The sequence below is a fragment of the Sphingopyxis solisilvae genome (assembly GCF_015475875.1).
Lineage (GTDB): Bacteria > Pseudomonadota > Alphaproteobacteria > Sphingomonadales > Sphingomonadaceae > Sphingopyxis > Sphingopyxis solisilvae.
Genome location: NZ_JADKYM010000003.1, coordinates 1 through 26,535 on the forward strand (window position 1 = coordinate 1; position 26,535 = coordinate 26,535).

The window sequence follows — 26,535 nt, forward strand, 5'->3', positions numbered from 1 at the left end:
AAGGACAGGACGATCGACATGGCAAAGACCAGCCCGGCGGAGTTCATCAACCAGGTGCGCACCGAAGCCCGGAAAATCGTCTGGCCGACGGGGTGTGTAAGCCGCTCTGGATTGCTTCGCTGCGCTCGCAATGACGGACGGGAAGGTATAAGGCCGCCCTCAATCGACCCAATCAAGCCCCATGTCGCGGTACACGCCGCGGTCCTCGTCCCAGTTTTCCTTGACCTTCACATGCAGGAACAGGTGGACCTTGCGTCCCATCAGTTCGGTCAGTTCGGCCCGCGCGCGGGCGCCGATTTCCTTGATCCGGCTGCCGCCCTTGCCGAGCACGATCGCGCGTTGGTTGTCGCGCGCGACGAAAATCTGCTGATGGATTTCGGCGCTGCCGTCGGGGCGGGTCTTGAACAGCTCGGTCTCGACGGTGGACTGATACGGCAGTTCCTCGTGGAGCTGGCGATAGAGTTGTTCGCGGGTGATCTCGGCGGCGAGCATCCGTTCCGGAGCGTCGCTGACCTCGTCCTCGGGGAAGTGCCATGGACCTTCGGGCATCAGCGCCGCCAGATGCGCCTTGAGCTCGGGCACACCGTCGCCGCTGCTCGCGGCGATGAAAAAGGTCTCGTCGAACGCGACCCTGGCGTTCAATTCGGTCGCAATCGTCAGCAACTTGTCCTTTTTGGTCAGGTCGACCTTGTTGAGGATCATATATTTTTTCTCAGGCCGGTTCGCGACGCCTTCCAGTACGCGTTCGACGCGGCCCGTCAGCTTCGCCGCGGCATCGACCATCACCAGGATTGCCTCGGCTTCCTCCAGACTGCCCCACGCGGCGGCGACCATTGCGCGGTCGAGCCGGCGGGTCGGGGCGAAGATACCCGGCGTGTCGATCAGGATGATCTGGGTTTCGCCGTCCATCGCGACCCCCATCAGCCGGGTGCGCGTCGTCTGCGCCTTGGGGCTGACGATCGCGACCTTTTGGCCGACGAGCGCGTTGACGAGGGTCGATTTGCCCGCGTTGGGCGCGCCGACGACGGCGACAAAGCCGCAGCGCTGGGTCATGCTGTCTGTCCTTCCAGTTCGGCGAGCAATGCCGCCGCGGCCGCCTTTTCGGCGGCCTGTTTGCTCGCACCCTCGGCCTCGGCGCGCGCCAGCTTGCCGATGCTGACGGCGACGCGGAAGCGGGGCGCATGGTCCGGCCCCTCGCGCGCGACGATTTCATATTCGGGCGGGCGGCGCCCCCGCGCCAACGCCCATTCCTGCAGCGCCGCCTTGGGGTGCTTCGGCGCCGCAGCCTGTCCGTCGATCATCTCGTGCCAATGGGCGAGAATGAAGGTGCGTGCCTTATCGATGCCCTTGTCGAGATAGAGCGCGCCGATCAGCGCCTCGATCGCGTCGGCGGCGATATTGTCGCTGTATCGGCCGCCGTCGTTGCGCGCTTGCGCCCCAAAGCGGATCAGGCCGGTCAGGTTCAGTCGCTGCGCCACCGTGGCGCAGGTTGCCCCCGATGCCAGCACGTGCAGCCGCGACGACATCTCGCCTTCGCTGGCGTTCGGAAAGCGCGTGTAAAGTTCGGATGCGATGACCAGTCCGAGAACGCGATCGCCCAGAAACTCCAGCCGCTGGTAATCGGCGCGCCCGGTGCTGCCGTGGGTCAGCGCCAGGTCGTAGAGTGCCAAGTCGTCCGGGGTGTCGCCGATGATGTCGGCAAGCGCCCCGGTGTCGAGCTTATCGGTCAAAAACCATCCCCGATGCGGCTCCAGCGCGCTGCGGTGAACCAGCTGATCGGGTTGAGCCAACTTGCCGATCCGTCGGTCGAAAACATGCCGACCAGTGCCTTGCCGACCAGATTTTCCTCGGGCACCAGCCCGATGCCCTGATTTTCCATCGCCGGAAAGCGGCTGTCGGCGCTGCGGTCGCGGTTGTCGCCCATCAGGAACAAATGGCCTTCGGGGACGACGACGAGCGGCGTATTATCCTCGGGGATGTTGGTGATGTCGAGGATCGCGTAACTTTTGCCGCCGGGCAGCGTCTCGCGATACTGCTTATACCGGCACTGGCGCTGTCCTTCGGCCGTCACTTCCTCGAACTCCATCGAGAAGCAGGGCAAGGTTCCCATCGCCCGCGACGCTTCGACCATGTTCGCGGTCACCGGGATGACGAAATCGGGCATGGCTTCGCGCTTCAGCGGCGCACCGTTCAGCCAGACGATCCCGTCCTTGACCTGCACGCTGTCGCCGGGAAGGCCGATGACGCGCTTGATATAATCATTCTGCGCGCTGGGCGGCGCTTTGAACACCGCGACGTCGCCGCGTTCGGGGGTGCGGGCGAAAATGCGTCCGGGGATCAGTGGCACGCTGAACGGCAGGCTGTATTTCGAATAGCCATAGGCCATTTTGTTGACGAGCAGATAGTCGCCGATCAGCAACCGTGGCTGCATCGATTCCGACGGGATGTTGAACGGCGAAAGGAAAAAGCTGCGAAACACCAGCACCGCAATCGCGAGCAGCGCGAGGAAGCGGACGGTATCGACCGCCTCTTCTTTCGCGGAAACGGGGGCGGGCGCCGGTGCCGGGGCGGGCGAATTGTCGGCGGTTATGCTAGCTTCGGTCATGCCGCGGCATTGGCGATGAATAGGTTGCCACGTCAAGCAAATATCGGCGGATGACGCTGGCGCTGCACGGGGTGCGGACCTATGAAACGCCGGACGATATGTACAAGGAGCCTCTTCGTATGACCACCGCCGACCAAGCCTGGCAGGCGCTCGCCGACTGGCAGCCGCAGAAACTGACCGGGCTGGTCGCCGCTGATCCTGATGCACGGTTGCAGGCGCTGGTGCGCAGCGTGGCGAACATCCGCTTCGATTTCGCCAAGACGCATCTCGACGATGCTGTGGTCGCGATCCTGTCCGGGCTCGCCGCGGCGCAGGATTTCGACGGGCGGCGCAAGGCGCTGTTTTCGGGCGGCATCGCGAACCCGACCGAAAACCGTGCTGCCGAACATAGCGCCGAACGCGGCGACGGGGCGCCTGACTCGGTGCACCGCGCGCAGGCGCTGCACCAGCGGATGCGGATGATGATCGACGCGATCGAAGCGGGCGCGTTTGGCGAGATCCGCCATCTGCTCCACATCGGCATTGGCGGGTCGGCGCTTGGCCCCGACCTGCTCGTCGATGCGCTAGGGCGCCATAGCGACCGTTATGACGTCGCGGTCGTGTCGAATGTCGATGGCGCTGCGCTGGAGGAGGCGTTCGCCCGTTTCAGCCCCGAACATACGCTGGTCGCGGTCGCGTCAAAAACTTTCACGACCACTGAAACCTTGCTCAACGCCAATTCGGCGCTGCAATGGCTCGACGAGGCCGGGGTCGCCGACCCGCTCGGCCGTTTCATCGCGTTGACCGCAATGCCCGATCGCGCGATCGAATGGGGGATCGACGAGACGCGCATCCTGCCGTTCAGCGAGACGGTCGGCGGGCGTTATTCGCTGTGGTCGTCGATCGGCTTTCCCGCCGCGCTGGCGCTCGGCTGGGATGCCTTTGCCGACCTGCTGGAGGGCGCGGCCGAGATGGACCGCCATTTCCGGCTGGCTGACGGCGCCGACAATATCTGTCTGCTCGCCGCTTTCGTCGATCAGCTCTACGCCAACCGGCTGGGGTGCCAGACGCGTGCGGTTTTTGCCTATGACGAGCGGCTGCGGCTGCTGCCCAGCTATCTGCAACAGCTGGAGATGGAATCGAACGGCAAGTCGGTGACCTTCGAGGGCAAGCCGCTGACGCAGCATAGCGCGCCGATCACCTGGGGCGGGGTCGGCACCGACGCGCAGCACGCGGTGTTCCAGCTGCTCCATCAGGGGACGAACCTCGTCCCGATCGAGTTTGTCGTTGCGCGCGAGCCCGACCATCTGCTCGACGATGCGCATCACGAAACGCTGGTCGCCAACTGCATCGCGCAGGGCGCCGCGCTGATGACCGGCCGCAAGAGCGAGGACGGCGCGCGCAACTATCCGGGCGATCGGCCGTCAACGACGATCCTGCTCGACCAGGTGACCCCGCACGCGCTGGGCGCGCTGATCGCCTTTTACGAGCATCGTGTGTTCGCCAATGCCGTGCTGCTCGGAATCAACCCGTTCGACCAGTTCGGCGTCGAGCTGGGCAAGGAAATGGCGAAGGGGCTGGCCGATGGCACCGTCGAGTTCGACCCGGCGACGCAGGCGCTGATGGCGGCGGCGCTGGGCGAATGAGACCGCGCCACTGTCTGTGATGGCAAAAATCGATTGGCATCGCTGCACGGCGTAACCACATAGGCGCCGGCTGCGAATGCCCGCCAATTCCATTTCAGGGGTCTCCCACATGAGCAATTTCGACTTCGACCTGTTTGTCATCGGCGCCGGGTCGGGCGGGGTCCGCGCCTCGCGCGTCGCCGCATCGCACGGCGCGCGCGTTGCGGTGGCCGAGGAGCATCGGGTCGGTGGCACCTGCGTGATCCGCGGCTGCGTGCCGAAGAAGTTGCTCGTCTATGGCGCGCATTTTGCCGAAGATCTGAAGGATGCTCGCCACTTCGGCTGGGACGTCCCCGACTGCAAGTTCGATTGGGACCGGCTACGCGACAATGTGCTGGCCGAGGTGACGCGGCTGGAAGGCCTCTATGGACAGACGCTCGATAATCACCAGGTTACGCTGTTCAAAACGCGCGCGACGATCGTCGGGCCGCAAAAGGTTCGCCTAGCCGACGGGCAGGAAATCAGCGCCGAACGGATCCTGATCGCGACCGGTGGCTGGCCATTCGTTCCCGAATTTCCGGGCAGCGAACATGCCATCACGTCGAACGAGGTCTTCCACCTCGATACGCTGCCGAAGCGCGTCGTGATTGCGGGCGGCGGCTATATCGCCAACGAGTTCGCCGGCATTTTCAACGAATTTGGCAGCAAGGTGACGATCGTCAATCGCGGCGACACGATCCTGCGCGGTTATGACGAGCAGATCCGCGACCGCCTGCTGCAAATTTCGATGACCAAGGGCATCGAATTCCGCTTCAACGCGCCGTTCGAGTCGATCGAGAAGAAGGAAGACGGCTCGCTGACCGTCCATCTGGGCAATTGCGATCCGATCGACGCCGACATCGTGCTGGTCGCCGCGGGGCGGGTGCCGAACACCAAGGGCCTGGGGCTGGAGGATGTCGGGCTCGAACTCGACAAGGAAGGCGCGATCAAGGTTGGCGAGACCAACCAGTCGTCGGTGCCGAGCATCTATGCCGTCGGCGACGTCACCAATCGCATCCAGCTGACCCCGGTCGCCATCCGCGAGGGGCAGGCCTTTGCCGACAGCGTGTTCGGCGGCAAGCCGACGGTCGTCGACTACGCCAATGTCCCGAGCGCCGTGTTCAGCCACCCGCCGATCGGCGCGGTCGGGATGACCGAGGCCGAAGCGCGCAACAAGCTGGGTACCGTCCGCGTGTACACGAGCGATTTCCGTGCGATGAAAAACGTCCTCGCGGGCCGCAACGAGCGCGCGCTGTACAAGATGATCGTCAACGAAGCGACCGATCAGGTCGTCGGCCTGCACATGATCGGGCCCGACGCGCCGGAGATTTTGCAGGCGGCGGCGGTCGCGGTGAAGGCGGGGCTGACCAAGGCCGATTTCGATGCGACGGTGGCGTTGCATCCGAGCATGGCGGAAGAGTTGGTGCTGTTGAAGTAGCGTCCTGCTCCCCTCCCGTTTACGGGCGGGGTTGGGGGTGGGCGCGAGCACAGCGAGCGTTCTGGCATCGCGTTGGCCCACCCTGCTGCGATTAACGAGCAAGCTCGTAAGTCTCTCTGCCCCTCCCGCAAGCGGGAGGGGAAGTTGGCGTCACCCTATACGATACGGCACCACATCCCGCCGATCGGGATCGACCAAAATCGGCCGGTCGCTCGGCGGAAAGGCGCGCTGGTCGCAATCGTCGCGCGGGCAGATGCGGCATGACAGCCCGATCCGCGTCGCGGCCTGTGGCGCGGTGACATCGACGCCGTCGGCATAGACGAAATCCCCCGCATATTGCGCCTCGCACCCCAAGGCGACGGCATAGCGGCGCGGGCTGCGCGCATAGCTGCCCGACGGTTTTACCAGCCCCTTCGCCATCGACACATAGCGCAGCCCGTCGGGGGTTTCGGCGAGCTGGAACAGGATGCGGTCGGGGATCGCCGCCGCTTCATGGACGATCCACAGCGGGCAGGCGCCGCCGAAGCGCGCGAATTGCAGCCGCGTCGCGCTGTGCCGCTTGGTGATATTGCCCGCCATGTCGACACGGCAGAAGAACATCGGGATGCCGCGCGCGCCGGGGCGCTGCAGGGTAGAGAGGCGGTGGCACGCCTGCTCGAAGCTCACCCCATAATCCATCCGCAGCCGGTCGATATCGTGGCGCACCGCACGTGCGCTGGCGCGGAACGGGGCGTAGGGCATCAGCACCGCGCCCGCGGCGTAATTGGCGAGCCCGACGTGGAGAAGTTGCCGCGCCGCCGCGGTTCGTAGCGGGCTGGCCTCGACCACCGCTGCGATCTCGCGCGCCAGCGCCAGCGCTGCAAGCTGGTGCGCCAGCTGGAAACGGCGGCTCTCGGCGGGCTGCGACGGATCGATCACCAGATGGCGCATCGTGGCGTCGAAGTCGCGCAGGCTTTGCGTCTGGGTGTACACGATCGAAATGCCGAGCGCATCGCGCAGCCGCCGTTCGATCGTCTCGATGGACGGAGAAGGGTCTTTGCCGCGGAGCTGTCCCGCCAGTGTTTCGGCAGCGCGGTCGATGCTGTCCACGTAGTTTCCCGCGTCGTGAAACCAGTCGCGGACCTCCTCCCACGGCAGGCGGCTGCCCTCGGCGGTGCCGCCGGTCAGCGCCTCGTCGATGATCTGGAGCCGCTGTCCGGCACGGCGATAGGCGGCGTGGAGCGCGACGAACTGATCGGCGAGTTGCGGCTGTTGCAGCGCCGCGCGTTCGAGCTGTTCGGGGGGTAGAGGGGAGGCGGCGAACAACGGGTCCGCGGCGGCCTCGCGCAGTGCTGCGGCGCGGCGATCGCCCGCGTCGGCGGCGACTTCCTCCCATTCGAGCGGGAACAGCTTTTGCAGGCGGTCGAGCAGGGCGGGGGTCAGCGGGCGGTCGTCATGCTCGATCTGGCTGAGGTACGAGGTCGAGATGGCGAGGGCGGTCGCAAAGTCGGCCTGTTTGATGCCGCGATCCTGGCGGAGGGTTTTGAGGCGGGTTCCGGCGAAGATGCGGTTGCGGGACATGCGCTTCTCCTCCTCTCCCCTTGAGGGAGAGGATATGAAGGCTTGGCGGCGAAGCCGCCTAGCCGGAGTTGGCGAGGGCCCGAACGCCAGACCCCTCACAAGACTTGCTAGGCAGCAAGCTGCCAAGCCACGTCTTTCTCTCCCGCGAGGGGAGAGAGGCGTTCTACTTTGCAAACTCGTACTTTGCAACTTCGCAAATTCGCATTTGCTTGTGCGGCGCTGAGCAGGCAGACGACGCTTTGATGTTCGTTGGGAGAGCCGCATGTCCGCCAATATCGCCGAAATGGAACGCCGCCGCGCCGCCGCTACGCTGGGCGGCGGGCAGAAGCGCATCGATGCGCAGCACAGCAAGGGCAAGCTGACCGCGCGCGAACGGCTCGACGTGCTGCTCGACGAGGGATCGTTCGAGGAACTCGACACCTATGTCGAGCATGACTGCGTCGATTTCGGGATGCAGGACCAGAAGATTCCGGGTGACGGCGTCGTCACCGGATCGGGGACGATCAATGGCCGTCTGGTCTATGTGTTCAGTCAGGATTTTACCGTGTTCGGCGGCTCGCTGTCGAAACGCCATGCCGAAAAAATCTGCAAAGTGATGGACAAGGCGATGCTGGTCGGCGCGCCGGTCATCGGGCTGAACGACAGCGGCGGCGCGCGCATTCAGGAAGGCGTTGCGTCGCTCGGCGGCTATGCCGATGTGTTTCAGAAGAATGTGCTGGCGTCGGGGGTGGTGCCGCAGATCAGCCTGATCATGGGGCCGTGCGCGGGCGGCGCGGTTTACAGCCCGGCGATGACGGACTTCATCTTCATGGTGAAGGATTCGAGCTATATGTTCGTCACCGGCCCCGATGTGGTCAAGACGGTGACGAACGAGGTGGTGACGCAGGAGGAACTCGGCGGCGCGATCACCCACACGACCAAAAGCTCGGTCGCCGACATCGCGTTCGAGAATGACATCGAGGCGCTGCTGGCGGCGCGCGATTTCTTCGATTATCTGCCCGAAAACAACCGCGCCGGGGTGCCGGTGCGCCCGACGAGCGATCCGTTCGATCGCGCCGAAATGAGCCTCGACACGCTGATCCCGCCCAATGCGAACCAGCCGTATGACATGCACGAACTGATCCGCAAGACGGTCGACGAGGGTGATTTCTTCGAGGTGCAGCCAGCGCATGCGGGTAACATCATCTGCGGCTTCGGGCGCATCGAGGGGCGCACGATCGGCATTGTCGCGAACCAGCCTTTGGTGCTCGCGGGCGTGCTCGACATCAATTCGTCGAAAAAGGCGGCGCGTTTCGTGCGCTTCTGCGATGCGTTCGAGATTCCAATCATCACCTTCGTCGATGTCCCCGGCTTTCTACCCGGCACGGCGCAGGAATATAACGGCATCATCAAGCATGGCGCGAAGCTGCTGTTCGCTTATGCCGAGGCGACGGTACCGAAAATCACGGTGATTACGCGCAAGGCCTATGGCGGTGCCTATGACGTGATGGCGTCAAAGCATCTGCGCGGCGATTTGAACTACGCCTGGCCGACCGCCGAGATCGCGGTGATGGGCGCGAAGGGCGCGGTCGAAATCATCTTCCGCGCCGACATGGGCGACCCCGAAAAGATCGCGCAGCGCACGAAGGAATATGAGGACCGCTTCGCGAACCCGTTCGTGGCGGCGTCGCGGGGGTATATCGATGAGGTTATCCACCCGCATAATACGCGCAAGCGGATTGCGCTGGGGCTGCGGAAGTTGCGAAACAAGCAGTTGGAGAATCCGTGGAAGAAGCATGACAATATTCCGCTGTGAAAACTGGAGTGCGGTGTTCTGGGCCGCTATCCTCTTCTCGATTCCGGCTTACGTTCTTTGGCAGGTCGTCAGGGACGGAAGATTGTCGCTTCGCAAGCCGTTGCGTTCGCCTCGTGCGACCTATGAGGCAAAACGCAATCCGAGGACGTTTAGGATGTATCTCGCTGCCTACGCATTTCTGGTCGGGGGGATTGCGGTGATTTTGGTGCAGCAGATTTCGGAACGCTGTGGAGGAAATTAGATGAAACTAGGCCGCCTCAACCATGTCGGCGTTGCGACGCCGTCGATCGCCGATAGCATTGTCTTTTACCGCGATGTCATGGGCGCGACGAAAATTCACGAGCCCTTCGACCTGCCCGAACAGGGGGTGAAGGTATGTTTCGTCGATACGCCGGGCGCGGGCGGGGCGATGGATGGCACGCAGATCGAGTTGATCGAGCCGCTGCCGGGCAATGCCTCGATCGCGGGGTTTCTGGATAAGAACCCGGCGGGGGGACAGCATCATGTTTGTTACGAGGTGCCCGACATTCATGCGGCCAAGGCGGCGTTCGAGGCGCTGGGCAAGCGGGTGCTGGGGGAACCGCGCATCGGGGCGCATGGGACGTTGATTTTCTTTCTTCACCCCAAGGATATGGGCGGGGTGCTGACCGAGATTATGGAGACGCCGAAGGGCGATCACTAAGACCTTCTCCCCTTGCGGGAGAAGGATACGAAGGCTTGTGAGCGAAGCGAACTAGCCGCAGTTGGATGAGGGGTTGCGAGCGAAGCTCGCGCGGTCCGGTGGACCGCAACCCCTCACCCAGCTTCAACTAGGCAGCAAGCTGCCAAGTTTTCGCAACCCTCTCCCACAAGGGGAGAGGGGAGTATGAACGGAACGACGAATGGCCGATTTGAACGACTGGAAAGCCGCCGCCGAGAAAGAGGTGAAGGGCAAAGACCTGACCTGGCACACGCCCGAAGGGATTGCCGTCAAGCCGCTCTACACGGCGGAGGACGTGCGCACCGACCCCGGCCTGCCCGGTTTCGCGCCCTTCACCCGCGGCGTGCGGGCGTCGATGTACGCCGGTCGCCCATGGACGATCCGCCAATATGCGGGCTTTTCGACCGCCGAGGAGTCGAACGCATTCTATCGCCGCAACCTTGCGGCGGGGCAGAAAGGGCTGTCGGTCGCCTTCGACCTTGCCACCCACCGGGGTTATGACAGCGACCATCCGCGCGTCGTCGGCGACGTCGGCAAGGCGGGCGTCGCGATCGACAGCGTCGAGGACATGAAAATTCTGTTCGACGGCATCCCGCTCGACCAGATGTCGGTGTCGATGACGATGAACGGCGCGGTGATCCCGATCCTGGCGTTCTTCATCGTCGCGGGCGAGGAGCAGGGGGTCGATCGCAAATTGCTCGACGGGACGATCCAGAACGACATCCTGAAGGAGTTCATGGTCCGCAACACCTATATCTACCCGCCCGAACCCTCGATGCGGATCATCAGCGACATCTTCGGCTACACGTCGCGCGAGATGCCGAAGTTCAACAGCATCTCGATCTCCGGCTATCATATGCAGGAAGCCGGCGCGACGCAGGTGCAGGAGCTGGCCTTCACGATTGCCGATGGCGCCGAATATGTGCGCTATGGCGTCGCATCGGGGCTCGACATCGACAAGTTTGCCGGGCGCCTGAGCTTCTTTTTCGCGATCGGCATGAATTTCTTCATGGAGATCGCCAAGCTGCGCGCGGCGCGCGTGCTGTGGCACCGGATGATGACCAACCTTGGCGCCAAGGACGAGCGGTCAAAGATGCTGCGCACCCACTGCCAGACGTCGGGGGTCAGCCTGACCGAGCAGGATCCGTACAACAATGTGATGCGCACGACGATCGAGGCGATGGCGGCGATGCTCGGCGGCACCCAGTCGTTGCACACCAACGCGCTTGACGAGGCGATCGCACTGCCGACCGATTTCTCGGCGCGCATCGCGCGCAACACGCAGATCGTGATCCAGGAAGAGACGGGGATGACCAAGGTCGTCGATCCGCTCGGCGGCTCTTATTATGTCGAGGCGCTGACGCAGGATCTGGTCGACAAGGCGTGGGAGATTATCGAGCGCGTCGAGAAGGAAGGCGGCATGGCCAAGGCGGTCGCGGCGGGCTGGCCCAAGGCGATGATCGAAACCGCCGCCGCAGCGCGGCAGGCGCGGGTCGATCGCGGCGACGACGTGATCGTCGGGGTGAACAAATATCGCCTGAAGGACGAGGATCTGCTCGAAACGCTCGAGGTCGATAACGCCAAGGTGCGCGAGGGGCAGATCGCGCGGATCAACAAGATGAAGGCGAGCCGCGACGAGGCCGCGTGCCAGGCGGCGCTAAAGGCGCTGCGCGATGCCGCGGCGGGCGAGCAGTCGATCGAGAACAACCTCCTCGCGCATGCGGTCGAGGCGGCCCGCGCCCGCGCGACGCTGGGCGAAATCTCTTCGGCGATGGAGGAGAGTTTCCAGCGTTACGCGACGCAGCCGACGCCGGTGAAGGGCGTCTATGCCGCGCCCTATGAAGGCGACGCGCGCTGGGCGCAGGTGGTGGACGGGGTCGAGGCGGTGACCCGGCGGCTGGGGCGTAAGCCGAAATTGCTGGTCGCTAAAATGGGGCAGGATGGGCACGACCGCGGTGCCAATGTCATCGCCTCGGCGTTCGGCGACATGGGGTTCGACATCGTGTCGGGGCCGTTGTTCCAAACCCCCGACGAGACCGTGGTGCTGGCGCTCGACAGCGGCGTCGACGTCGTCGGCGCGTCGAGTCTGGCGGCGGGGCACAAGACACTTATCCCCGAACTTATCCACAAGCTGCGCGAAGCGGGGCGCAGCGACATCAAGGTGATCGCGGGCGGGGTCATCCCGCCGCAGGATTATGATTTCCTGCGCGATGCGGGGGTGCAGGGGATTTATGGTCCCGGATCGAATGTTGTTGAATGCGCCGCCGATGTGCTGCGCCTGCTGGGGCATAATATGCCACCGATTGGAGAAGCTGCGTGAGTAATATTCAAACCACACGTGCCCCTGCGAAGGCAGGGGCCCATCACGAGGTCTCTCAAGATGGCGCTGCTTTTGCCGCACGCGCAGGTGATGGGCCGCGTTCAGAGTCACGCGCCTTTGAACGCCCTTCGCAGGGGCGCGGCGACGAGTGTCGCGGCGACTGGACGCGCGAAGAAATCGCCGCCCTCTTCGACCTCCCGTTCGACGAACTGATGTGGGAAGCGCAAAGCGTCCACCGCCGCCACCATGCGCGCGGCGAGATCCAGCTTTGCACTTTGCTCAGCATCAAGACCGGCGGCTGCGTCGAGGATTGCGGCTATTGCTCGCAGTCCAAGCATGCCGACAGCGGATTGAAAGCGACCAAGCTGATGGACGTCCGCGCGGTGTTGCAAGCCGCCGCGCAGGCGAAGGATTCGGGGTCGCAGCGTTTCTGCATGGGCGCCGCCTGGCGCAACCCCAAGGACCGCGACATGCCCGCGATCGTCGAAATGGTAGAGGGCGTGCGCGCGATGGGCATGGAAACCTGCATGACGCTGGGGATGCTCAGCAAGGAGCAGGCGCAGACGCTGGCGGTTGCGGGGCTCGATTATTACAACCACAATATCGACACTTCGCCGGAACATTACGGCAATGTCATCACGACGCGCACCTTTCAGGAGCGGCTCGATACACTGGAGGAAGTGCGCAGCGCCGGAATCAACGTCTGTTCGGGCGGCATTGTCGGCATGGGCGAGACGCGCGCCGACCGCGTCGGCTTTATCCACGCGCTCGCGACCTTGCCCGAACATCCGGGCAGCGTCCCGATCAACGCGCTGGTGCCGGTGAAGGGCACCGTGCTCGGCGACATGCTCGCGGACACGCCGCTCGCGAAGATCGACGACATTGAGTTCGTCCGCACCATCGCGGTGGCGCGCATCACTATGCCCAAATCGATGGTTCGCCTGTCGGCGGGCCGCGAGAGCATGTCGGAGGCGACGCAGGCGCTCTGCTTCATGGCCGGCGCGAACAGCATCTTCACCGGCGACAAATTGCTGACGACCGCGAATGCGGGCGACAGCAAGGACGCGGCGCTGCTCGCCAAGCTGGGGCTGCGGCCGATGGAAAGCGAAGAGGCGCTGGCGCGTGCGGTCGATTGGGAGACTTGGCTAGTTGAGGGCGAGGGGGATCGAGTGATCCAGAAGATGACTGCCGAAGGCACGCAGTCGCTTACCCGACTTGAACGGCTAACCTACGATCTTTGGATTGCAGACTACGGCATGCGCAACGCGGGCGACCTTGAGACAGCATCCGACTTGCATCCGTCATTTCAGGAAGAGGCAGCTCGGATTGCGAGCGAATTGAGCTTGGCCAGAACAGCCGAAGCCTTTGGGCTTCCGCGGAGCGATTTGGAGGCCTCCTACTTCGAGCGCTTCGACGCAATTTGCAGCGAAATTGCCGCAGCAGCGGAACAAGGACTGGAATAAAAATGTTCAAGAAAATCCTGATCGCCAATCGCGGCGAAATCGCCTGCCGCGTCATCAAGACCGCGCGCCGCATGGGCATCGCGACCGTCGCCGTCTATTCGGACGCCGATGCGCGGGCGCCTTTTGTGCAGATGGCCGACGAGGCGGTTCATATCGGGCCGTCGCCCGCGTCCGAATCCTATCTGATCGCCGACAAGATCATCGCCGCTTGCAAGGCGACGGGCGCCGAGGCGGTGCATCCGGGCTATGGCTTCCTGTCCGAACGTACCAGCTTCGCCGAGGCGCTCGCCCAGGAAAATATCGCCTTCATCGGCCCGCCGGTGAACGCGATCGCCGCGATGGGCGACAAGATCGAGTCGAAGAAGCTCGCGAAGGAAGCGGGGGTCAATGTCGTCCCGGGCTTCGTCGGCGAGATCCGCGATACCGAGCATGCGGTCGAGATTTCGAACGAGATCGGCTATCCGGTGATGATGAAGGCGTCGGCGGGCGGCGGCGGCAAGGGGATGCGGCTCGCGTATGACGAGAAGGACGTCCGCGAGGGGTTCGAGGCGACGAAGCGCGAGGGGCTGAACAGCTTTGGCGACGATCGCGTGTTCATCGAGAAGTTCATTTTGAACCCGCGGCATATCGAGATCCAGATCCTCGGCGACCAGCATGGCAATGTGCTGTATCTCAACGAGCGCGAATGCAGCATTCAGCGTCGCCACCAGAAGGTGGTCGAAGAAGCGCCTTCGCCCTTCGTCACGCCCAAGATGCGTCAGGCGATGGGCGAGCAGTGCGTCGCGCTGGCGCGCGCGGTCGGCTATTACAGCGCGGGCACGGTCGAGCTGATCGTGTCGGGTGCCGACCCGACGGGCGAAAGCTTTTACTTCCTCGAAATGAACACGCGGCTGCAGGTCGAGCATCCAGTGACCGAGGCGATTACCGGCATCGACCTGGTCGAGCAGATGATCCGCGTCGCCGCGGGCGAGAAGCTCAGCATGACGCAGGACGACATCAAGATCGACGGCTGGGCGATCGAGAACCGCGTCTATGCCGAAGATCCCTATCGCGGCTTCTTGCCCTCGACGGGACGGCTGGTGCGCTATCGCACCCCGGTTCCGGCGTGGGCGGGCAACGCGCGCGGCGAGGATGGCGTGCGCGTCGATGCGGGCGTCGAGGAGGGCGGCGAGGTGTCGATCTTCTATGACCCGATGATCGCCAAGCTGGTGACCTGGGGCGCGACGCGCGATGAAGCGGCGGACAAGCAGATAGCTGCGCTCGACCGATTCGAGATCGAGGGGCTCGGCCACAATATCGATTTCGTGTCGGCGATCATGCAGCATCCGCGCTTCCGCTCGGGCGAACTGACGACGGGCTTTATCGCCGAGGAATATCCCGAGGGATTCCATGGCGCGGCGACCGAGGATCATATCGTCCGCGCGCTGGCGGCGATCGCGGGGTTCATGGCGAGCGCAGAGGCCGACCGCGCGCGGCGCACTGACGGCCAGCTCGGCGACCGGCTCGATCCGCCTGCCAAGTGGCAGGTCACCGTCGGCGGGACCGAGCACAAGGTGAAGCTGGGCCACAAGCATATCAAGGTCGACGGCGACAAGCTCGACATCGCGCTGGAATATACCCCCGGCGACCGGCTGGTAATCGCCGAGATCGACGGCAGCGAACTGGCGGTCAAGGTTGCGAAGACGCGCACCGGCTGGCGGATGACGACACGCGGGCGCATCCATGATGTGCGCGTACTGCCGTGGCATGTCGCGCCGCTAGCGTCGCACATGATCGAGAAGATCCCGCCCGATCTGTCGAAATTCCTCATCTGCCCGATGCCGGGCCTGCTCGTCGCACTGCACGTCGGTGAAGGCGATAAGGTCGAGGCGGGGCAGCCGCTGGCGACGGTCGAGGCGATGAAGATGGAGAATATCCTGCGCGCGGAGAAAGCGGGCGTGGTGAAGAGCGTGAACGCCGCGCAGGGCGACAGCCTGGCGGTCGATGCGGTGATTCTGGAGATGGAATGATTCAGCCCGCGCTCCTGCGAAGGCAGCGACACGGCTGGAACGGAGTTTGATGGATGCACATCAATCACGATCAGGATGCGCCTGCTGGAGAGGTCATCACCTTCGACGATTTCCTCCGCGTCGATATCCGTATCGGCACGATCGTCGAAGCGGAGCCCTTCCCCGAAGCGCGCAAGCCCGCATTCAAGCTGAAGATCGATTTCGGTCCCGCGATCGGCGTGAAGAAAAGCAGCGCGCAGATCGTCGATCGCTACGCGCTCGAGGAATTGGTCGGGCGGCAGGTTGCCGCGGTGATCAATCTCCCGCCGCGGCAGATCGGCAAATTTCTGTCCGAAGTGTTGACATTGGGATTTGCCGATGAAGATGGTGCAGTGATCCTGTTCGCGCCCGACGCACCAGTGTCCAACGGATCGCGGCTATTTTGATATCATCGTCATTGCGAGCGTAGCGAAGCAATCCAGAGTAGCGTAAACCGCTCTGGATTGCTTCGCTACGCTCGCAATGACGGCGACGACGAAGTTTGGGGGAGAAATCAAATGACCTTGCCAGTAACCGCCTTTGTCGGCGCCGTTTGCGCGCTGCTGCTGTTGTTCACCGCGATACTGACGGTGCGCCAGCGGTTGCGGCTGAAGGCGGCGTTCGGCGATCATGGCGATGCGAAGCTGATCGCTGCGAGCCGCAGCCACGGCAACCTGGCCGAACATGCGCCGATTGTCGTCATCCTGCTTGGCCTGCTCGAAACCGCGCGCGCCAATCATATGGCGCTGATGGTGATCGGCGCGCTGTTCCTGATCGGCCGCGTCGCGCATATCGCGGGGCTGCATACGCCGAGCGAGCCGGGCAAGGCACCGGTGACGCGCCAGATCGGGGTGATGGCGACGTGGGTCAGTTTGCTGGTGCTGGGCGGGTGGACGTTGTGGATGCTGGCGGCGGTGAATTTGTAGGAGGTGTAGGGGGCGGTTTTGGGGTAGGGAACGGACGTAGCGAAGCTAGCACGCCCTCCCCTTCAGGGGAGGGCAGCGAGACTTGCGAACTTGTTCGTTAGTCGCAGCGGGTGGGGTCCATCGGCCTTGCGCAAGGCTGATGGACCCCACCCCAACCCCTCCCCTGAAGGGGAGGGGCTTTATGGTCGCAGCGGTGGCTAGCCGCCGCCCCGAAATGCGGCGAACATCAACCCTCCACCAACGCCACCGCCCGGATCCACCCCGCGCTCGCGCGTTCGATCTTCACCGGAAAGCAGCTGAAGGTGAAGCCCGTCGCCGGGATCGCCGCGAGATTCGTCAGCTTTTCGATCTGGTAATAAGGCCGGATACGCCCCGCCTTATGCCCTTCCCAGATGATCGACGGGTCGCGCGTTTCGGCCCAGCGCCGCGCAGTGTGGCTGAACGGTGCGTCCCAGCTCCATGCGTCGGTGCCGACGACCTGCACCCCGCGCTCCGTCAGGTACAGCGTCGCCTCGGCGCCCATGCCGCAGCCCTGGTCGGTGAAATTGTCGGTGCCATAAACCGCGCCCGACTGGACCAGCACGATGTCGAGCGGTTGCAGGTCATGACCGATCCGCGCCAACTCGGCCGCAACCTCGGCGCCGCTCACGACATGGCCGTGCGGGCGATCGGAAAAGTCGAGTTTCACGCCGGGACGAAAGAACAGGTCGAGCGGGGCTTCGTCGATCGACGGGGCAGGGGTCGCACCGCGGTCGGTGGTCGAATGATAATGCCACGGCGCGTCCATATGCGTGCCGTTGTGCGTGCTCAAGGACAGCATTTCGACCGCCCAGCCTTCGCCATCGGGCAGGTCTTCGCGCGTCAGCCCGGGGAAGAACATCGCGATTTGTTCCCACGTATTCTCATGGGTCATATAGGTGATCTGCGGCCGCATCACCGGCGGGTCGGAGACGACGTCGTTGGTAATCGGGATCGAGAGGTCGATAAACTGCATGACGGCAGTCTGACACGATCGGCGGCCCGCGCCAAGAAGGCTTGCACGACGCCGCGGTGCAATTAGACGTAGCGTAACCGTTCGTGTCGAGCGAAGTCGAGACACCCTGCGTCGACGATGCGCTCGAGGCATCTCGACTTCGCTCGATGCGAACGGAAAAGAAAGAAGCCCGACCGGGTGGGGGAGCCAGATATATATGACCGAAACCAGTGCCGCTGGCGCCGCTTACCAGCCGACGCAAAAGGAAATCCGCATGGTCATCGCCGCTTCGTCGGCGGGGACGGTGTTCGAATGGTATGATTTCTTCATCTACGGGACCCTCGCCGCAATCATCGGACGGGCGTTTTTCCCCAGCGACAACGCGACGCTGGAAACGCTGCTGGTGTGGGCCGGCTTCGCCGTCGGATTCGGCTTCCGCCCGCTCGGCGCAGTGCTGTTCGGTTATCTCGGCGACCGGCTGGGGCGCAAATATACATTTCTGGTGACCGTCACGCTGATGGGCGTTGCGACCGCCGGGGTCGGGATGATCCCGTCGGCGGCGAGCATTGGCATTGCGGCGCCGATCATCGTCATCTGCCTGCGCATCCTGCAGGGGCTGGCGCTCGGCGGCGAATATGGCGGCGCCGCGGTCTATGTCGCCGAACATTCGCCGCCCGGCAAGCGCGGCTTCTACACCAGCTTCATTCAGGCGAGCGTCGTTGGCGGTTTCGTGCTCAGCCTGGTCGTCGTGCTGGGGTGCAAGGCGCTGATGCCGACCGAGGTGTGGGAAAGCTGGGGCTGGCGCGTGCCGTTCCTGCTGTCGCTGATCCTGCTCGCGATCTCGCTGTGGATGCGGCTGATGCTGTCCGAAAGCCCGGTGTTCCAGGCGATGAAGGCGCAGGGCGAACTCGCCAAAAATCCGCTGAAGGAAAGCTTTACCTATCCCGGCAACCCGCGCCGCATCTTCATCGCGCTGTTCGGGATTGCCGCGGGACTGACGGTGATCTGGTACACCGCGATGTTCTCGGGCCTGTCGTTCCTGAAAGGCCCGATGAAGGTCGATGATACCGCCGCCGAAATCATCGTCGGTACCGCGGCGGCGGTCGGGATGGGCTTTTTCATCTGGGCGGGGCATTTGTCCGACCGCGTCGGGCGCAAAAAACCGATCGTGTGGGGCTATGGTGCAACATTGGTGCTGCTGTTCCCGCTGTTCTGGTGGATGGGCAGCGTCGGCAATCCGGCCTTGTCGGCGGCGGCTGAGCGCGCGCCGGTGACTGTGAGCGGATCGCAGTGCAGTTTCGACCCCTTTGCGCAGGTGCAGGAAACGGCTTGCGGCAAGACGCTGGGCGAGCTGACCAAGCTTGGTGTCCCTTACACCGTGGCGGCGACCGACAGCGCGTTCGACAGCGTCACGATCCGCATCGGCGACCGCGAGGTGGCAAGCGAAGACCCCGCGCTGCTGAAACCGGCGCTGGAGGCGAGCGGTTATGATTTTGCCAAACAGATTCCGGCATGGGGCGGCATCGCAGTGATCTTCTTAGCCTTGCTGGGGCTCAGCGCTTTGTCGGGCTTTACCTATGGTCCAGTCGCGGCGCTGCTCTCCGAAATGTTTCCGCCGCACGTGCGCTATTCGTCGCTGTCGATCCCCTACCATATCGGGACCGGCTATTTCGGCGGCTTCCTGCCGCTGATCGCGAGCTTCATCATCGCCAAGACCGGCAACGCCTATGCCGGGCTGTGGTACACTTGGGTCGTCGTGCTGGTCGCCTTTCTCGTGACGGCTTTCATGCTCAAGGATCCGGTCGAGGGACAATGGGACAGGGCCGTCGCACCTGGTCAGTCGTAAAATGCGCATTCTGCATACGCCGTTCGCGGCATTGCTCCTGACTCTGGCTGGCCCTGCGCAGGTGACGCCGGCGGATGCGGCGCCTGCCCCCTCGTCCGTCGAGATCAGGTTCGATCCGCCTGCCATCGACGGTGCAGCGGTACAGGGCGTGAATCGCATCTGCCGTCCCGGTACGATATCGAACGGTATCCGGAGCTCTCCCATCTCGCTTTGCCTTGAGGCCGTTGACGGACACAGGCTGGACCTGACCTTGGCCATTCCCGAGGATCAATGGTCGGAAAGCCTGTCGTTGATCAGCGCGCCCAAGATCGCCGTGGCCTATCTCAGCGATCGGCGGTTCGAGGATTTCTGGCCGTTGCTTGTCCGGTTCGGCGGCGAAGACGGCGGGAAGCTGATCGAAGCGGTAGTGGCGACGCGCAAAGAACGCGCCGCAGCAATTCCGCGGGGTCCGGGATCCGGCGATACCCTGTTGTCGGCATTGGGGCAGGCGTCGCGCGCCGCCGTCGCCGAAGCGCGAATTCTGTCGGCTTTGGGACTGACGCCCGAGGCGAACGAACTGCTTGAAAGGACGCTCCCGCAGCCCGACCGCAAGGGGCGGTATAATAAGCGAAAATCCTTTGAATGGATCGCCGTGTCGATGACGCGCGCCGCAAGCCTGCACAATGCCGGGCATCCGGAGGACGCAATCGAGATATATCGCAAGATGGAACAGAATGATGCGATCGCCGCCGAATATCGATTGAACGCCGTGATCAACCGGGCGGCACTGCTCGCCGAGCTCGGTCAAGGGGCTGCGGCGCTTGAGCTGATCGAGCCCGCCGCAAGACAGTTTGTGGTTTCGCCGGGCGACGCGCGAATTGCCGGTAGCATGCGCCAGTTTGACTGGATCCGAGGCTGTGCCTTGCACAGTCTCGGACGAAGCGACGAAGCGCAGCGCGTGGTTTCCGGAATCTTCTCCACCCCGCGTCCGTCTTCCGCGGATTTCTTCGTGCCCGCTGGACGTACCCTCGAAGCGCGCTATCGCTGGTGCATCGGCGACCTCGCTTGGTTGAACGGCGAGTTCCGCAAGGAACTGGAACAGCCTTTCGCTCCGGCAGCAGCCGTCAATATCCTCTATGGCAAGACGCATCCCTATCCACAGCACCAGCAAATGACGAACGCGATACGGTCGCAGTTCCGCAGCCCGGAGACGATCGGGCGCCTCCGCGAACCGCCGCCCGGTTGGCGCGATCTACTCGACAGCGACAAGCTCGCCGTTCGCGCCCGCGCGATTATCGCCAGCGCGCCCCGCTGACCCATCCTGCGCCATTGGCGCCGCCGCCAATCTTGTTTAGGGCCACGGGATGATTGCGATCCCGCGGCCTCTCCGCCTCCGTCTCGACCGAGACGCGCTCGTCGCCAACTGGCACTGGCTTGCCGCGCAAAGCGGCGCCGCGGCGTGCGGTGCGGCGGTGAAGGCAGACGGGTACGGCCTTGGTGCGCGCGCGGTTATGCACCATCTCGCTGCAGCGGGTTGCCGCGATTTTTTTGTGGCCCATTGGAGCGAGGCCGCGGGGCTGATGCCGCTGCCGACGGGCGTCGCGCTGGCGGTGCTGCACGGCGTTGGCGAAAGCGACATGGTCGCGGCGCGCCTGCTCCCGGCGCGACCGGTCCTGAACAGCATCGAGCAGGTCGCGCGCTGGCGCGCGGCGGGCGAGGGGCGGCCGTGCGACGTGATGGTCGATACGGGCATGAATCGGCTGGGACTGCGCGTCGAGGAAGCGCTGGGCGGTGCGCTGGACGGGCTCGCGATCGACACGCTGATGAGCCATCTGGCGTCGGCGGACGAGGACCGCGAACAGAATGCGCGGCAACTGGCCTCGTTTCGGGCGGTCCGCGATGCGGTGCCGGCGCGGCGGTACAGCCTGGCGAACAGCGCGGGCATCTGCCTGGGCGGCGATTATGCGTTCGACCTGACGCGGCCCGGGATCGCGCTCTATGGCGGCATCCCGCGGACGGAAGCGGTCGGGCATATCCGGCAAGTCGCCGTTCCCGAATCGCGTATTTTGCAGGTCCGGTCGGTTCCGGCGGGCGAGAGCGTCGGCTATGGTGCCGCCTGGACTGCGCCGCGCGACAGCAGGGTGGCGGTGGCGAACCTTGGCTACGCCGACGGCTATCTGCGCTGTCACGTGGGAAGCGGGGGCGCGACGTGGCAGGGACGGCGCCTGCCGCTCGTCGGTCGGGTATCGATGGACCTGACCGCCTTCGATGTCAGCGAGGCTGAAGGCCTGGCCGAGGGTGACTGGATCGCCATCGATTATGATCTCGCCCAAACCTCGGCGCGCACCGGCCTGTCACAATATGAACTGCTGACCGGACTGGGGGCGCGGTTCGCGCGTCTCTGGCATTGATGCGGCGTTTCAGGATGGCCGCATACCCCACGGGTCGAAATCGCGGGCGCGGATCCAACGGGTGCAGATCCACTTTTCGCCGCGGGTGACGGGAAGGCCGGCGTGGCGGCTGCGTTCGTCGACGCGGCCGTCGGGTAAGGTATTGACGAACAGGATCGCGTCGCCGGTTCGACCCCGAAATTCGGTGCCGGCCGCCGGAAACTGCGTCGCGCCGCCGTCATAATCGTCGTTGAGATAGACGATCACGGTCATTACGCGCTGATTGGCTTCGCCCGGCAGGCAATCATGATGCAGCCGATATTGCTGGCCGGGCGCATAGCGCAGCACCGTCAGCGGCTCGCCCTGTTCGACGCGCGTCGCGCTGGCGGCGGCGATTCGCCGGTCGAGCGCGTGGATGACGAGATCCTGCTGGATCGGCCCCAGCACGGCTCCTGCGGAGGTGCGGATCGGGTGCGGAATCTGGCGCTGCGTTGCGGGGTCGACGACGACCGACGGGGTGAGCAGCGGCTGGGACAGCGCCGCAAAATGCGCACATTCAGCGGCGGAAAAGAGCGAGCGGACGATCCTGACATCGGGCGATTGCGACAATCGTTCGATCGTCGGGATCGCAGCGGGATTGCCGTCGGGGCGCAGCGCCATTGCCGCCAGCAGATCGCGCTGGCGCGCCGCAACCGGGTCTGTCGCAGCCGCTTTGTCCATCAGCGCGAGCGCCGCGCGCCAGTCGGAAGGGCCGCCAGCGCCGAGCGCGACGAAGACCGCGTGGGTCAGCGCGCCGGCGCGGTGTCCCGCCGCTCCAGCCTTTTCAAACAGCGCGCGCGCCGCGGCAAAACTGCGCGGGACCGGGGTGCCATATACGTGCCACAGCGCCAGTTCGTAAAGCGCGTCGCCGTCGCCGCGCTTCGCCGCATCGACGAGCAGGTCGACCGCCTGCTGCGCGCGGCCCGCCGCAAGCAGCGCTTGGGCGCGATCAACCGCACCGGAATCACCCGCCACCTTCATTCGAACGCCGGGTCGGCAAAAAAGGCCGCGATTTCCTCGCGCTCCTGCGCGCTGAGTTCGGGGCGCCAGATGTCGAAGATCAGCACCACGCGATCCTGATTGCTGTCGTTCCACGCTTCATGTTCGATCGTATCGTCGAAAATCAGCAGCTTGCTCTCTTCCCACTGCCGCACCTGGTTGCCGACGCGAAAGCCGCAGTCCGGCGGGACGATCAACGGCAGGTGGCAGATCAGGCGGGCGTTATGCGTGCCGGTATGCGGTTCGATCCGGGCTCCGCCGCGGAGCAGCGAAAACATGACCGTCGGCGAATTGCGGATGCGCGGCAGCGGGGCGTGCTGGACCGCGGCCCAGGTTGCGGGACAGCGCGCGACAATATCGTCCGACATGATGCCGTTTTCGCAGAGAAACAACGCGCTCCAGTCGCGATTGTCGAGCAGCGCGTTGACGTCGGCGCGCGGCTGATCGGTATGCGCCTGCATGTACGGACGAAAGCCATCGGTTCCGGCGGCGAGCAGGTTGGCGATCTCGTGCCGGATCGCGCCCGCCGCGGCTTCGACATTCGGAACCCAGTCGAACGCCGCGGTATCGAAGAACTGCACTTGCGGCAGTTCGGGGACGTAATAACCCGTCGGCTCCTGCACAAAGATGCGCTTGCGGCCGGCCAATATATCGATCGATTGCTGGAAGCGCGGGCTGCGCCGTTCGGGCGGCAGCCCGCGAGCGATCAGCTTTGCTTCGCGTTGCTCATCGACGCGGCGCTTGAACTCGTCGACCCAGGTTTCGGCCCGCTGCAACTCGGTGCGGAGGTCGGCGGGAATATCCTGCCGCGCGGCGATGAGCAGCGCGATCTCGTAACTGCGCAGTGTCGCGCGGTCGTCGCCACTGGCGGCGCGGCAGTCGCCCTTCATCACATGGCCGCGGACCGCTTGCGGCTCGATCGCCAGCAGCTGATCGAGCGCGGCTTCTTCGGCGACCCGGTCGCGGACCGAGCGGCAGGCGACCGCGAGGAGCAGCCAGATCTGCGCGTTGGCACGCCCGCTTTGCGTGATCGCCTCGAACCGCGCGCGGGCGACGTCGGCTTGCCCACGCTGCAACGCATCGACGCCTTCGCGCACAATTCGTTCGGCATCGATATTGGTCAGCTGCACGGGATATCCTTGAACCAAAGAAAAGGGGCCGGAACAAGGTTCCGGCCCCCAATCTATTCCGTTTGCGTCGCGATTAGAAGCGGGCGCGAGCGCCAGCGTAGAAGCTGCGGCCACGGAAGCCGTAGATTGCGCTACCCGCACCCGTTGCGGTCGAACCGAGCGGCGGCATGCGATCAAGCAAGTTGTCGACGCCGACATAGAAGTTCAGGTTCGGACCACCGGCTTCCTTGTTCACGTCCCACTCGAAACGGAGGTCGTGGTAGAAGACAGCCGGATATTTGTTGCGGTCGGCGAAGTCGAGGTTGCCCGGAGGATTGCCGTTAAGCGGGAAATAATCCTCATAGACGCTCAGGAACATCGGACCGATGTAACGCATACGGTACCCAAAGGTGAAGGGTCCCGCACCCAGATCGACGTCCCAGCGGAACTCGTTCTTCGGATCGCCGAGTTCGCTGAGAATCCGGTTTTCGAAGGTCGGGTTCGTCGGGTCCTGGAAGTTGCTGATCTTCAGATTGTGGGTGTAGATCAGCTGGGTGTTCAGCACGAGATCGCTGCCCAGGTTCGTACGATACGACGCGTTGACGTCGATACCCTTGCGAACGCGGCTGGCGTAGTTCAGCGGCGCCGCAATCAACGAGTTACCAAGGATGCGACCCGCGATTTCGCCGTTCGGACCGGTGCCCGGACCGCGGAAGCGCGTGAACTGCTGACAGAAGACATTCGTCAGGCTGGCCGAGTCATAGCAGCTGTTCACAATCTGCTGTGCGGTCAGCGAGGCGATGATGTTCTTCACCTTGATGTCATAATAGTCGACCGACAGGTTCAGACCGGGGACGAAGCGCGGCTGGATAACCACACCATAGGTCCACGAATCCGACGTTTCGGCCTGCAGCGACGGGTTCGAACCGCTGACGATCGGCAACGAATAGGTGATATCCGTCAGGTTGGCGAGCAGTCCGCCCAGATCGGCGGTGCAGTTCGCGGCGCGGTTGGCGCTGGTGTTGCGGCGGCTCGGATCGCAAGGATCGGTGAAGCCGGGCGCAAAGTTCGGAACCAGCGGGAATGCCGTTTCCGACACGTTCGGAGCGCGGACCGCGCGGCTGTAGTTGCCGCGGAAACGGATGTCTTCGATCGGCGCCCAGTCGAGACCGGCGTTGTACGACCACACCGTGCCAACGTCGCCCTGATATTTTGCCACGCGACCTGCACCGCTAACGGTCAGTTCATGGGCGAACGGCAATTCCTTGAGCAGCGGCAGCTGGAGCTCGCCGAATGCTTCCTTCACCTTGAAGGTGTCGGGACGGAACGACGGGATCGACACACCGTTGGTAAAGCCCTGGGTCACGAACGGATCCTGTTCGTAAAAGGCCTTTTCTTCACGATATTCGGCGCCCAGAGCAAAGCGGACCGGGCCGCCCGGCAGGTTGAAGAAGCCGCTGGTGTCACCCGCGACGAAGCCCGACACGATGAACTGCGACAGGCCCGAGCTGGCGGTAAAGGTGCGCGCGAAATAATCGACCGACGCGCTGTTGTCCGGCGAACCGAAGGGGTTGTACGGGACGCAAGCCGCGATATCGGCGGCCAGGCGCGCCGCATTGGCCGAAGCCGGCGCCGCGAAGCCGACGAGCGGCACCGCCGATGCCGGATCGAATTGCGAACGACACTGGATCTGGCCGGTCACCGGGTTGCGGCCGGCATCCATCGCAAGCGCGAAGCGCTGGCGATCGATGAAGCCGTCGGTCGTGATGTCTTCGCGGAACTTGCCGTAGTTGGCCGACAGTTCGTAGCTCCAGTCATCGTTGAACGTGCCACGCAGGCCGCCCACGACGCGCCAAGTGTCGCGCTGGAACTTTTCGTCGCGCAGACCGACGTCGAGCAGGTTACGCGCAATCACGAAGCGATAGCTGCCATCGGCGATCGCCGCGAGGTTGGCGGCGGTCAGGTTGCCCGCTGCAGGACACTGAACCGTCAGCGAGCTGTTACAGCCCGATGCAAGAATCGCGTTGGCCAGCGTCGTGCTGTCGGCCGGATTCAGGAACGGATTGTCGAGACGAATCCGCTCGCGGAAGTCGGTGGTGCCACCGGTACCCTGAACGAACGACGGGCCGGCGTTGTTGCCGAGCGCGTTGACGCGGTTCCATTTGGCTTCGACAAACACTTCGGCGGCTTCGCTGAACTCGTAGCGCGACAGCAGGTTGAAGTTGTAGCGTTCGGTGAACGGCAGGACCGACAGCGTCTTGCCTTCGCGACCGGTCTGGCCGTTGCCGCCGACGATCGCGCTGTTGATGCCGGTGCCAAAGCGCGAACCGGTCTGTGCGACCAGGCGACCTTCGTTGGTGAAGATGAAGGTACAGTTGAACGGAACGCCCAGGCTGTTCGGGCCGCCGTTGTTGGCCGTCGTTGCGTTGCCGCAAAGACCCGATTCAAATCCCGGGGTAGCGGGATTGTCCGCGCGCTGGTTGACCGGAACCAGGCCGTTGAAGTGGATCGTCGTGCTGCGGAAATCGCGGAAGAAGGCGCGATCGGGGAAACCGTCGCTGTTGCCGAACAGGCCGCCCGAATCGGCGTCGATCACGCCGAAGCCGTCGTTGGTGCGGAATGCCGGGACGTCCGACGCGAACACGCGCGACTGGCGCGAATATTCGCCGTGGAGGGTGATGTTGCCGCGGCCGTCTGCGAAGTTTTTGCCGACCATGCCCGAG

19 protein-coding genes and 1 pseudogene are annotated in these 26,535 nt (G+C 64.1%); 12 read left to right on the forward strand and 8 right to left on the reverse strand.

The features are described 5' to 3' along the window. Positions 1–159: 159 nt before the first annotated feature. From era to lepB, 3 genes are read right to left on the reverse strand one after another with little or no spacing between them, the layout of a single operon-like run. Entirely contained in the window at positions 160–1,053 is an 894-nt protein-coding gene (era, locus tag IR187_RS03125; RefSeq protein WP_194953260.1) for a GTPase Era, read from the reverse strand. After that, positions 1,050–1,730 (reverse strand): ribonuclease III, encoded by a 681-nt coding sequence (gene rnc, locus IR187_RS03130; RefSeq protein ID WP_194953261.1) that lies wholly within the window; start codon positions 1,728–1,730, stop codon positions 1,050–1,052. Before rnc ends, era begins: the two co-directional genes overlap by 4 nt. Beyond that, positions 1,727–2,605 (reverse strand): signal peptidase I, encoded by an 879-nt coding sequence (gene lepB / locus IR187_RS03135; RefSeq protein WP_194953262.1) that lies wholly within the window; start codon positions 2,603–2,605, stop codon positions 1,727–1,729. Before lepB ends, rnc begins: the two co-directional genes overlap by 4 nt. Before the next feature lie 119 nt (positions 2,606–2,724). Between lepB and pgi the strand changes: the two genes are divergently transcribed. Together pgi and gor are read left to right on the forward strand one after the other, a co-directional pair. Beyond that, the gene (gene pgi / locus IR187_RS03140) at positions 2,725–4,230 is read left to right on the forward strand and encodes a glucose-6-phosphate isomerase (protein ID WP_194953416.1); all 1,506 of its coding nucleotides are present in this window, start codon (positions 2,725–2,727) and stop codon (positions 4,228–4,230) included. A 109-nt stretch (positions 4,231–4,339) separates the two neighbouring features. Continuing rightward, positions 4,340–5,686, forward strand: coding sequence for a glutathione-disulfide reductase (gene gor, locus IR187_RS03145; protein WP_194953263.1), 1,347 nt, complete (start codon positions 4,340–4,342; stop codon positions 5,684–5,686). A gap of 150 nt (positions 5,687–5,836) precedes the next feature. On the opposite strand, the gene IR187_RS03150 is transcribed toward gor, so the two are convergent. Next, positions 5,837–7,246, reverse strand: coding sequence for a helix-turn-helix domain-containing protein (locus IR187_RS03150; RefSeq protein WP_194953264.1), 1,410 nt, complete (start codon positions 7,244–7,246; stop codon positions 5,837–5,839). Positions 7,247–7,508: 262 nt separating this feature from the next. Between IR187_RS03150 and IR187_RS03155 the strand changes: the two genes are divergently transcribed. The 7 genes and pseudogenes from IR187_RS03155 (at position 7,509) to IR187_RS03185 (ending at position 16,477) form a co-directional block, all read left to right on the forward strand. Then, on the forward strand, positions 7,509–9,041 hold the full coding sequence (locus IR187_RS03155; RefSeq protein ID WP_194953265.1) for an acyl-CoA carboxylase subunit beta: 1,533 nt from the start codon (positions 7,509–7,511) through the stop codon (positions 9,039–9,041). Positions 9,042–9,282: 241 nt separating this feature from the next. Continuing rightward, the gene (mce, locus tag IR187_RS03160) at positions 9,283–9,723 is read left to right on the forward strand and encodes a methylmalonyl-CoA epimerase (RefSeq protein WP_194953266.1); all 441 of its coding nucleotides are present in this window, start codon (positions 9,283–9,285) and stop codon (positions 9,721–9,723) included. Positions 9,724–9,922: 199 nt separating this feature from the next. Continuing rightward, positions 9,923–12,061, forward strand: a complete 2,139-nt coding sequence (gene scpA, locus IR187_RS03165; protein ID WP_194953267.1) for a methylmalonyl-CoA mutase — start codon at positions 9,923–9,925, stop codon at positions 12,059–12,061. A gap of 119 nt (positions 12,062–12,180) precedes the next feature. Next, a pseudogene (bioB, locus tag IR187_RS03170) lies at positions 12,181–13,170 on the forward strand (biotin synthase BioB); the annotation flags it as partial. A gap of 356 nt (positions 13,171–13,526) precedes the next feature. Continuing rightward, entirely contained in the window at positions 13,527–15,533 is a 2,007-nt protein-coding gene (locus IR187_RS03175) for an acetyl-CoA carboxylase biotin carboxylase subunit (RefSeq protein ID WP_194953268.1), read from the forward strand. A gap of 53 nt (positions 15,534–15,586) precedes the next feature. After that, positions 15,587–15,958, forward strand: coding sequence for a tRNA-binding protein (locus IR187_RS03180; protein ID WP_194953269.1), 372 nt, complete (start codon positions 15,587–15,589; stop codon positions 15,956–15,958). 111 nt (positions 15,959–16,069) lie between these two features. Continuing rightward, a complete protein-coding gene (locus IR187_RS03185) occupies positions 16,070–16,477 on the forward strand; it encodes an MAPEG family protein (protein WP_194953270.1) in 408 nt (135 codons plus the stop codon). Positions 16,478–16,703: 226 nt separating this feature from the next. Here the strand turns inward: IR187_RS03185 and IR187_RS03190 are convergent, their stop codons facing one another. Beyond that, positions 16,704–17,471 carry a cyclase family protein gene (locus IR187_RS03190; RefSeq protein WP_194953271.1) on the reverse strand — a complete coding sequence of 256 codons (768 nt, stop codon included), beginning with the start codon at positions 17,469–17,471 and terminating at the stop codon, positions 16,704–16,706. 196 nt (positions 17,472–17,667) lie between these two features. On the opposite strand from IR187_RS03190, the gene IR187_RS03195 reads away from it, so the two are divergent. From IR187_RS03195 to alr, 3 genes are all read left to right on the forward strand, one after another. Then, a complete protein-coding gene (locus tag IR187_RS03195; protein ID WP_194953272.1) occupies positions 17,668–19,296 on the forward strand; it encodes an MFS transporter in 1,629 nt (542 codons plus the stop codon). 250 nt (positions 19,297–19,546) lie between these two features. Then, a complete protein-coding gene (locus tag IR187_RS03200; protein WP_194953273.1) occupies positions 19,547–20,590 on the forward strand; it encodes a tetratricopeptide repeat protein in 1,044 nt (347 codons plus the stop codon). A gap of 49 nt (positions 20,591–20,639) precedes the next feature. Continuing rightward, the gene (gene alr / locus IR187_RS03205; RefSeq protein ID WP_194953274.1) at positions 20,640–21,686 is read left to right on the forward strand and encodes an alanine racemase; all 1,047 of its coding nucleotides are present in this window, start codon (positions 20,640–20,642) and stop codon (positions 21,684–21,686) included. Between the two features lie 9 nt (positions 21,687–21,695). On the opposite strand, the gene IR187_RS03210 is transcribed toward alr, so the two are convergent. The 3 genes from IR187_RS03210 to IR187_RS03220 form a co-directional block, all read right to left on the reverse strand. Then, positions 21,696–22,679: a 2OG-Fe(II) oxygenase gene (locus IR187_RS03210; protein WP_324187632.1), complete on the reverse strand. Its 984-nt coding sequence runs from the start codon at positions 22,677–22,679 to the stop codon at positions 21,696–21,698. Between the two features lie 2 nt (positions 22,680–22,681). Then, the gene (locus tag IR187_RS03215) at positions 22,682–23,833 is read right to left on the reverse strand and encodes an aspartyl/asparaginyl beta-hydroxylase domain-containing protein (RefSeq protein WP_194953276.1); all 1,152 of its coding nucleotides are present in this window, start codon (positions 23,831–23,833) and stop codon (positions 22,682–22,684) included. Between the two features lie 73 nt (positions 23,834–23,906). Then, positions 23,907–26,535, reverse strand: a 2,629-nt coding sequence (locus IR187_RS03220; protein WP_194953277.1) for a TonB-dependent receptor domain-containing protein, incomplete at its 5' end; no start/stop codon positions are given.

What these genes read in the sequence shown, in the direction of transcription:
- IR187_RS03155 (WP_194953265.1), top strand. Translation starts at nt 7,509, where the DNA reads ATGTCCGCCAATATCGCCGAAATGGAACGCCGCCGCGCCGCCGCTACG.
- IR187_RS03175 (WP_194953268.1), top strand. Translation starts at nt 13,527, where the DNA reads ATGTTCAAGAAAATCCTGATCGCCAATCGCGGCGAAATCGCCTGCCGC.
- pgi (WP_194953416.1), top strand. Translation starts at nt 2,725, where the DNA reads ATGACCACCGCCGACCAAGCCTGGCAGGCGCTCGCCGACTGGCAGCCG.
- IR187_RS03195 (WP_194953272.1), top strand. Translation starts at nt 17,668, where the DNA reads ATGACCGAAACCAGTGCCGCTGGCGCCGCTTACCAGCCGACGCAAAAG.
- scpA (WP_194953267.1), top strand. Translation starts at nt 9,923, where the DNA reads ATGGCCGATTTGAACGACTGGAAAGCCGCCGCCGAGAAAGAGGTGAAG.
- lepB (WP_194953262.1), bottom strand. Translation starts at nt 2,605, where the DNA reads ATGACCGAAGCTAGCATAACCGCCGACAATTCGCCCGCCCCGGCACCG.
- era (WP_194953260.1), bottom strand. Translation starts at nt 1,053, where the DNA reads ATGACCCAGCGCTGCGGCTTTGTCGCCGTCGTCGGCGCGCCCAACGCG.
- alr (WP_194953274.1), top strand. Translation starts at nt 20,640, where the DNA reads ATGATTGCGATCCCGCGGCCTCTCCGCCTCCGTCTCGACCGAGACGCG.
- IR187_RS03150 (WP_194953264.1), bottom strand. Translation starts at nt 7,246, where the DNA reads ATGTCCCGCAACCGCATCTTCGCCGGAACCCGCCTCAAAACCCTCCGC.
- IR187_RS03185 (WP_194953270.1), top strand. Translation starts at nt 16,070, where the DNA reads ATGACCTTGCCAGTAACCGCCTTTGTCGGCGCCGTTTGCGCGCTGCTG.
- gor (WP_194953263.1), top strand. Translation starts at nt 4,340, where the DNA reads ATGAGCAATTTCGACTTCGACCTGTTTGTCATCGGCGCCGGGTCGGGC.
- IR187_RS03190 (WP_194953271.1), bottom strand. Translation starts at nt 17,471, where the DNA reads ATGCAGTTTATCGACCTCTCGATCCCGATTACCAACGACGTCGTCTCC.
- IR187_RS03180 (WP_194953269.1), top strand. Translation starts at nt 15,587, where the DNA reads ATGCACATCAATCACGATCAGGATGCGCCTGCTGGAGAGGTCATCACC.
- mce (WP_194953266.1), top strand. Translation starts at nt 9,283, where the DNA reads ATGAAACTAGGCCGCCTCAACCATGTCGGCGTTGCGACGCCGTCGATC.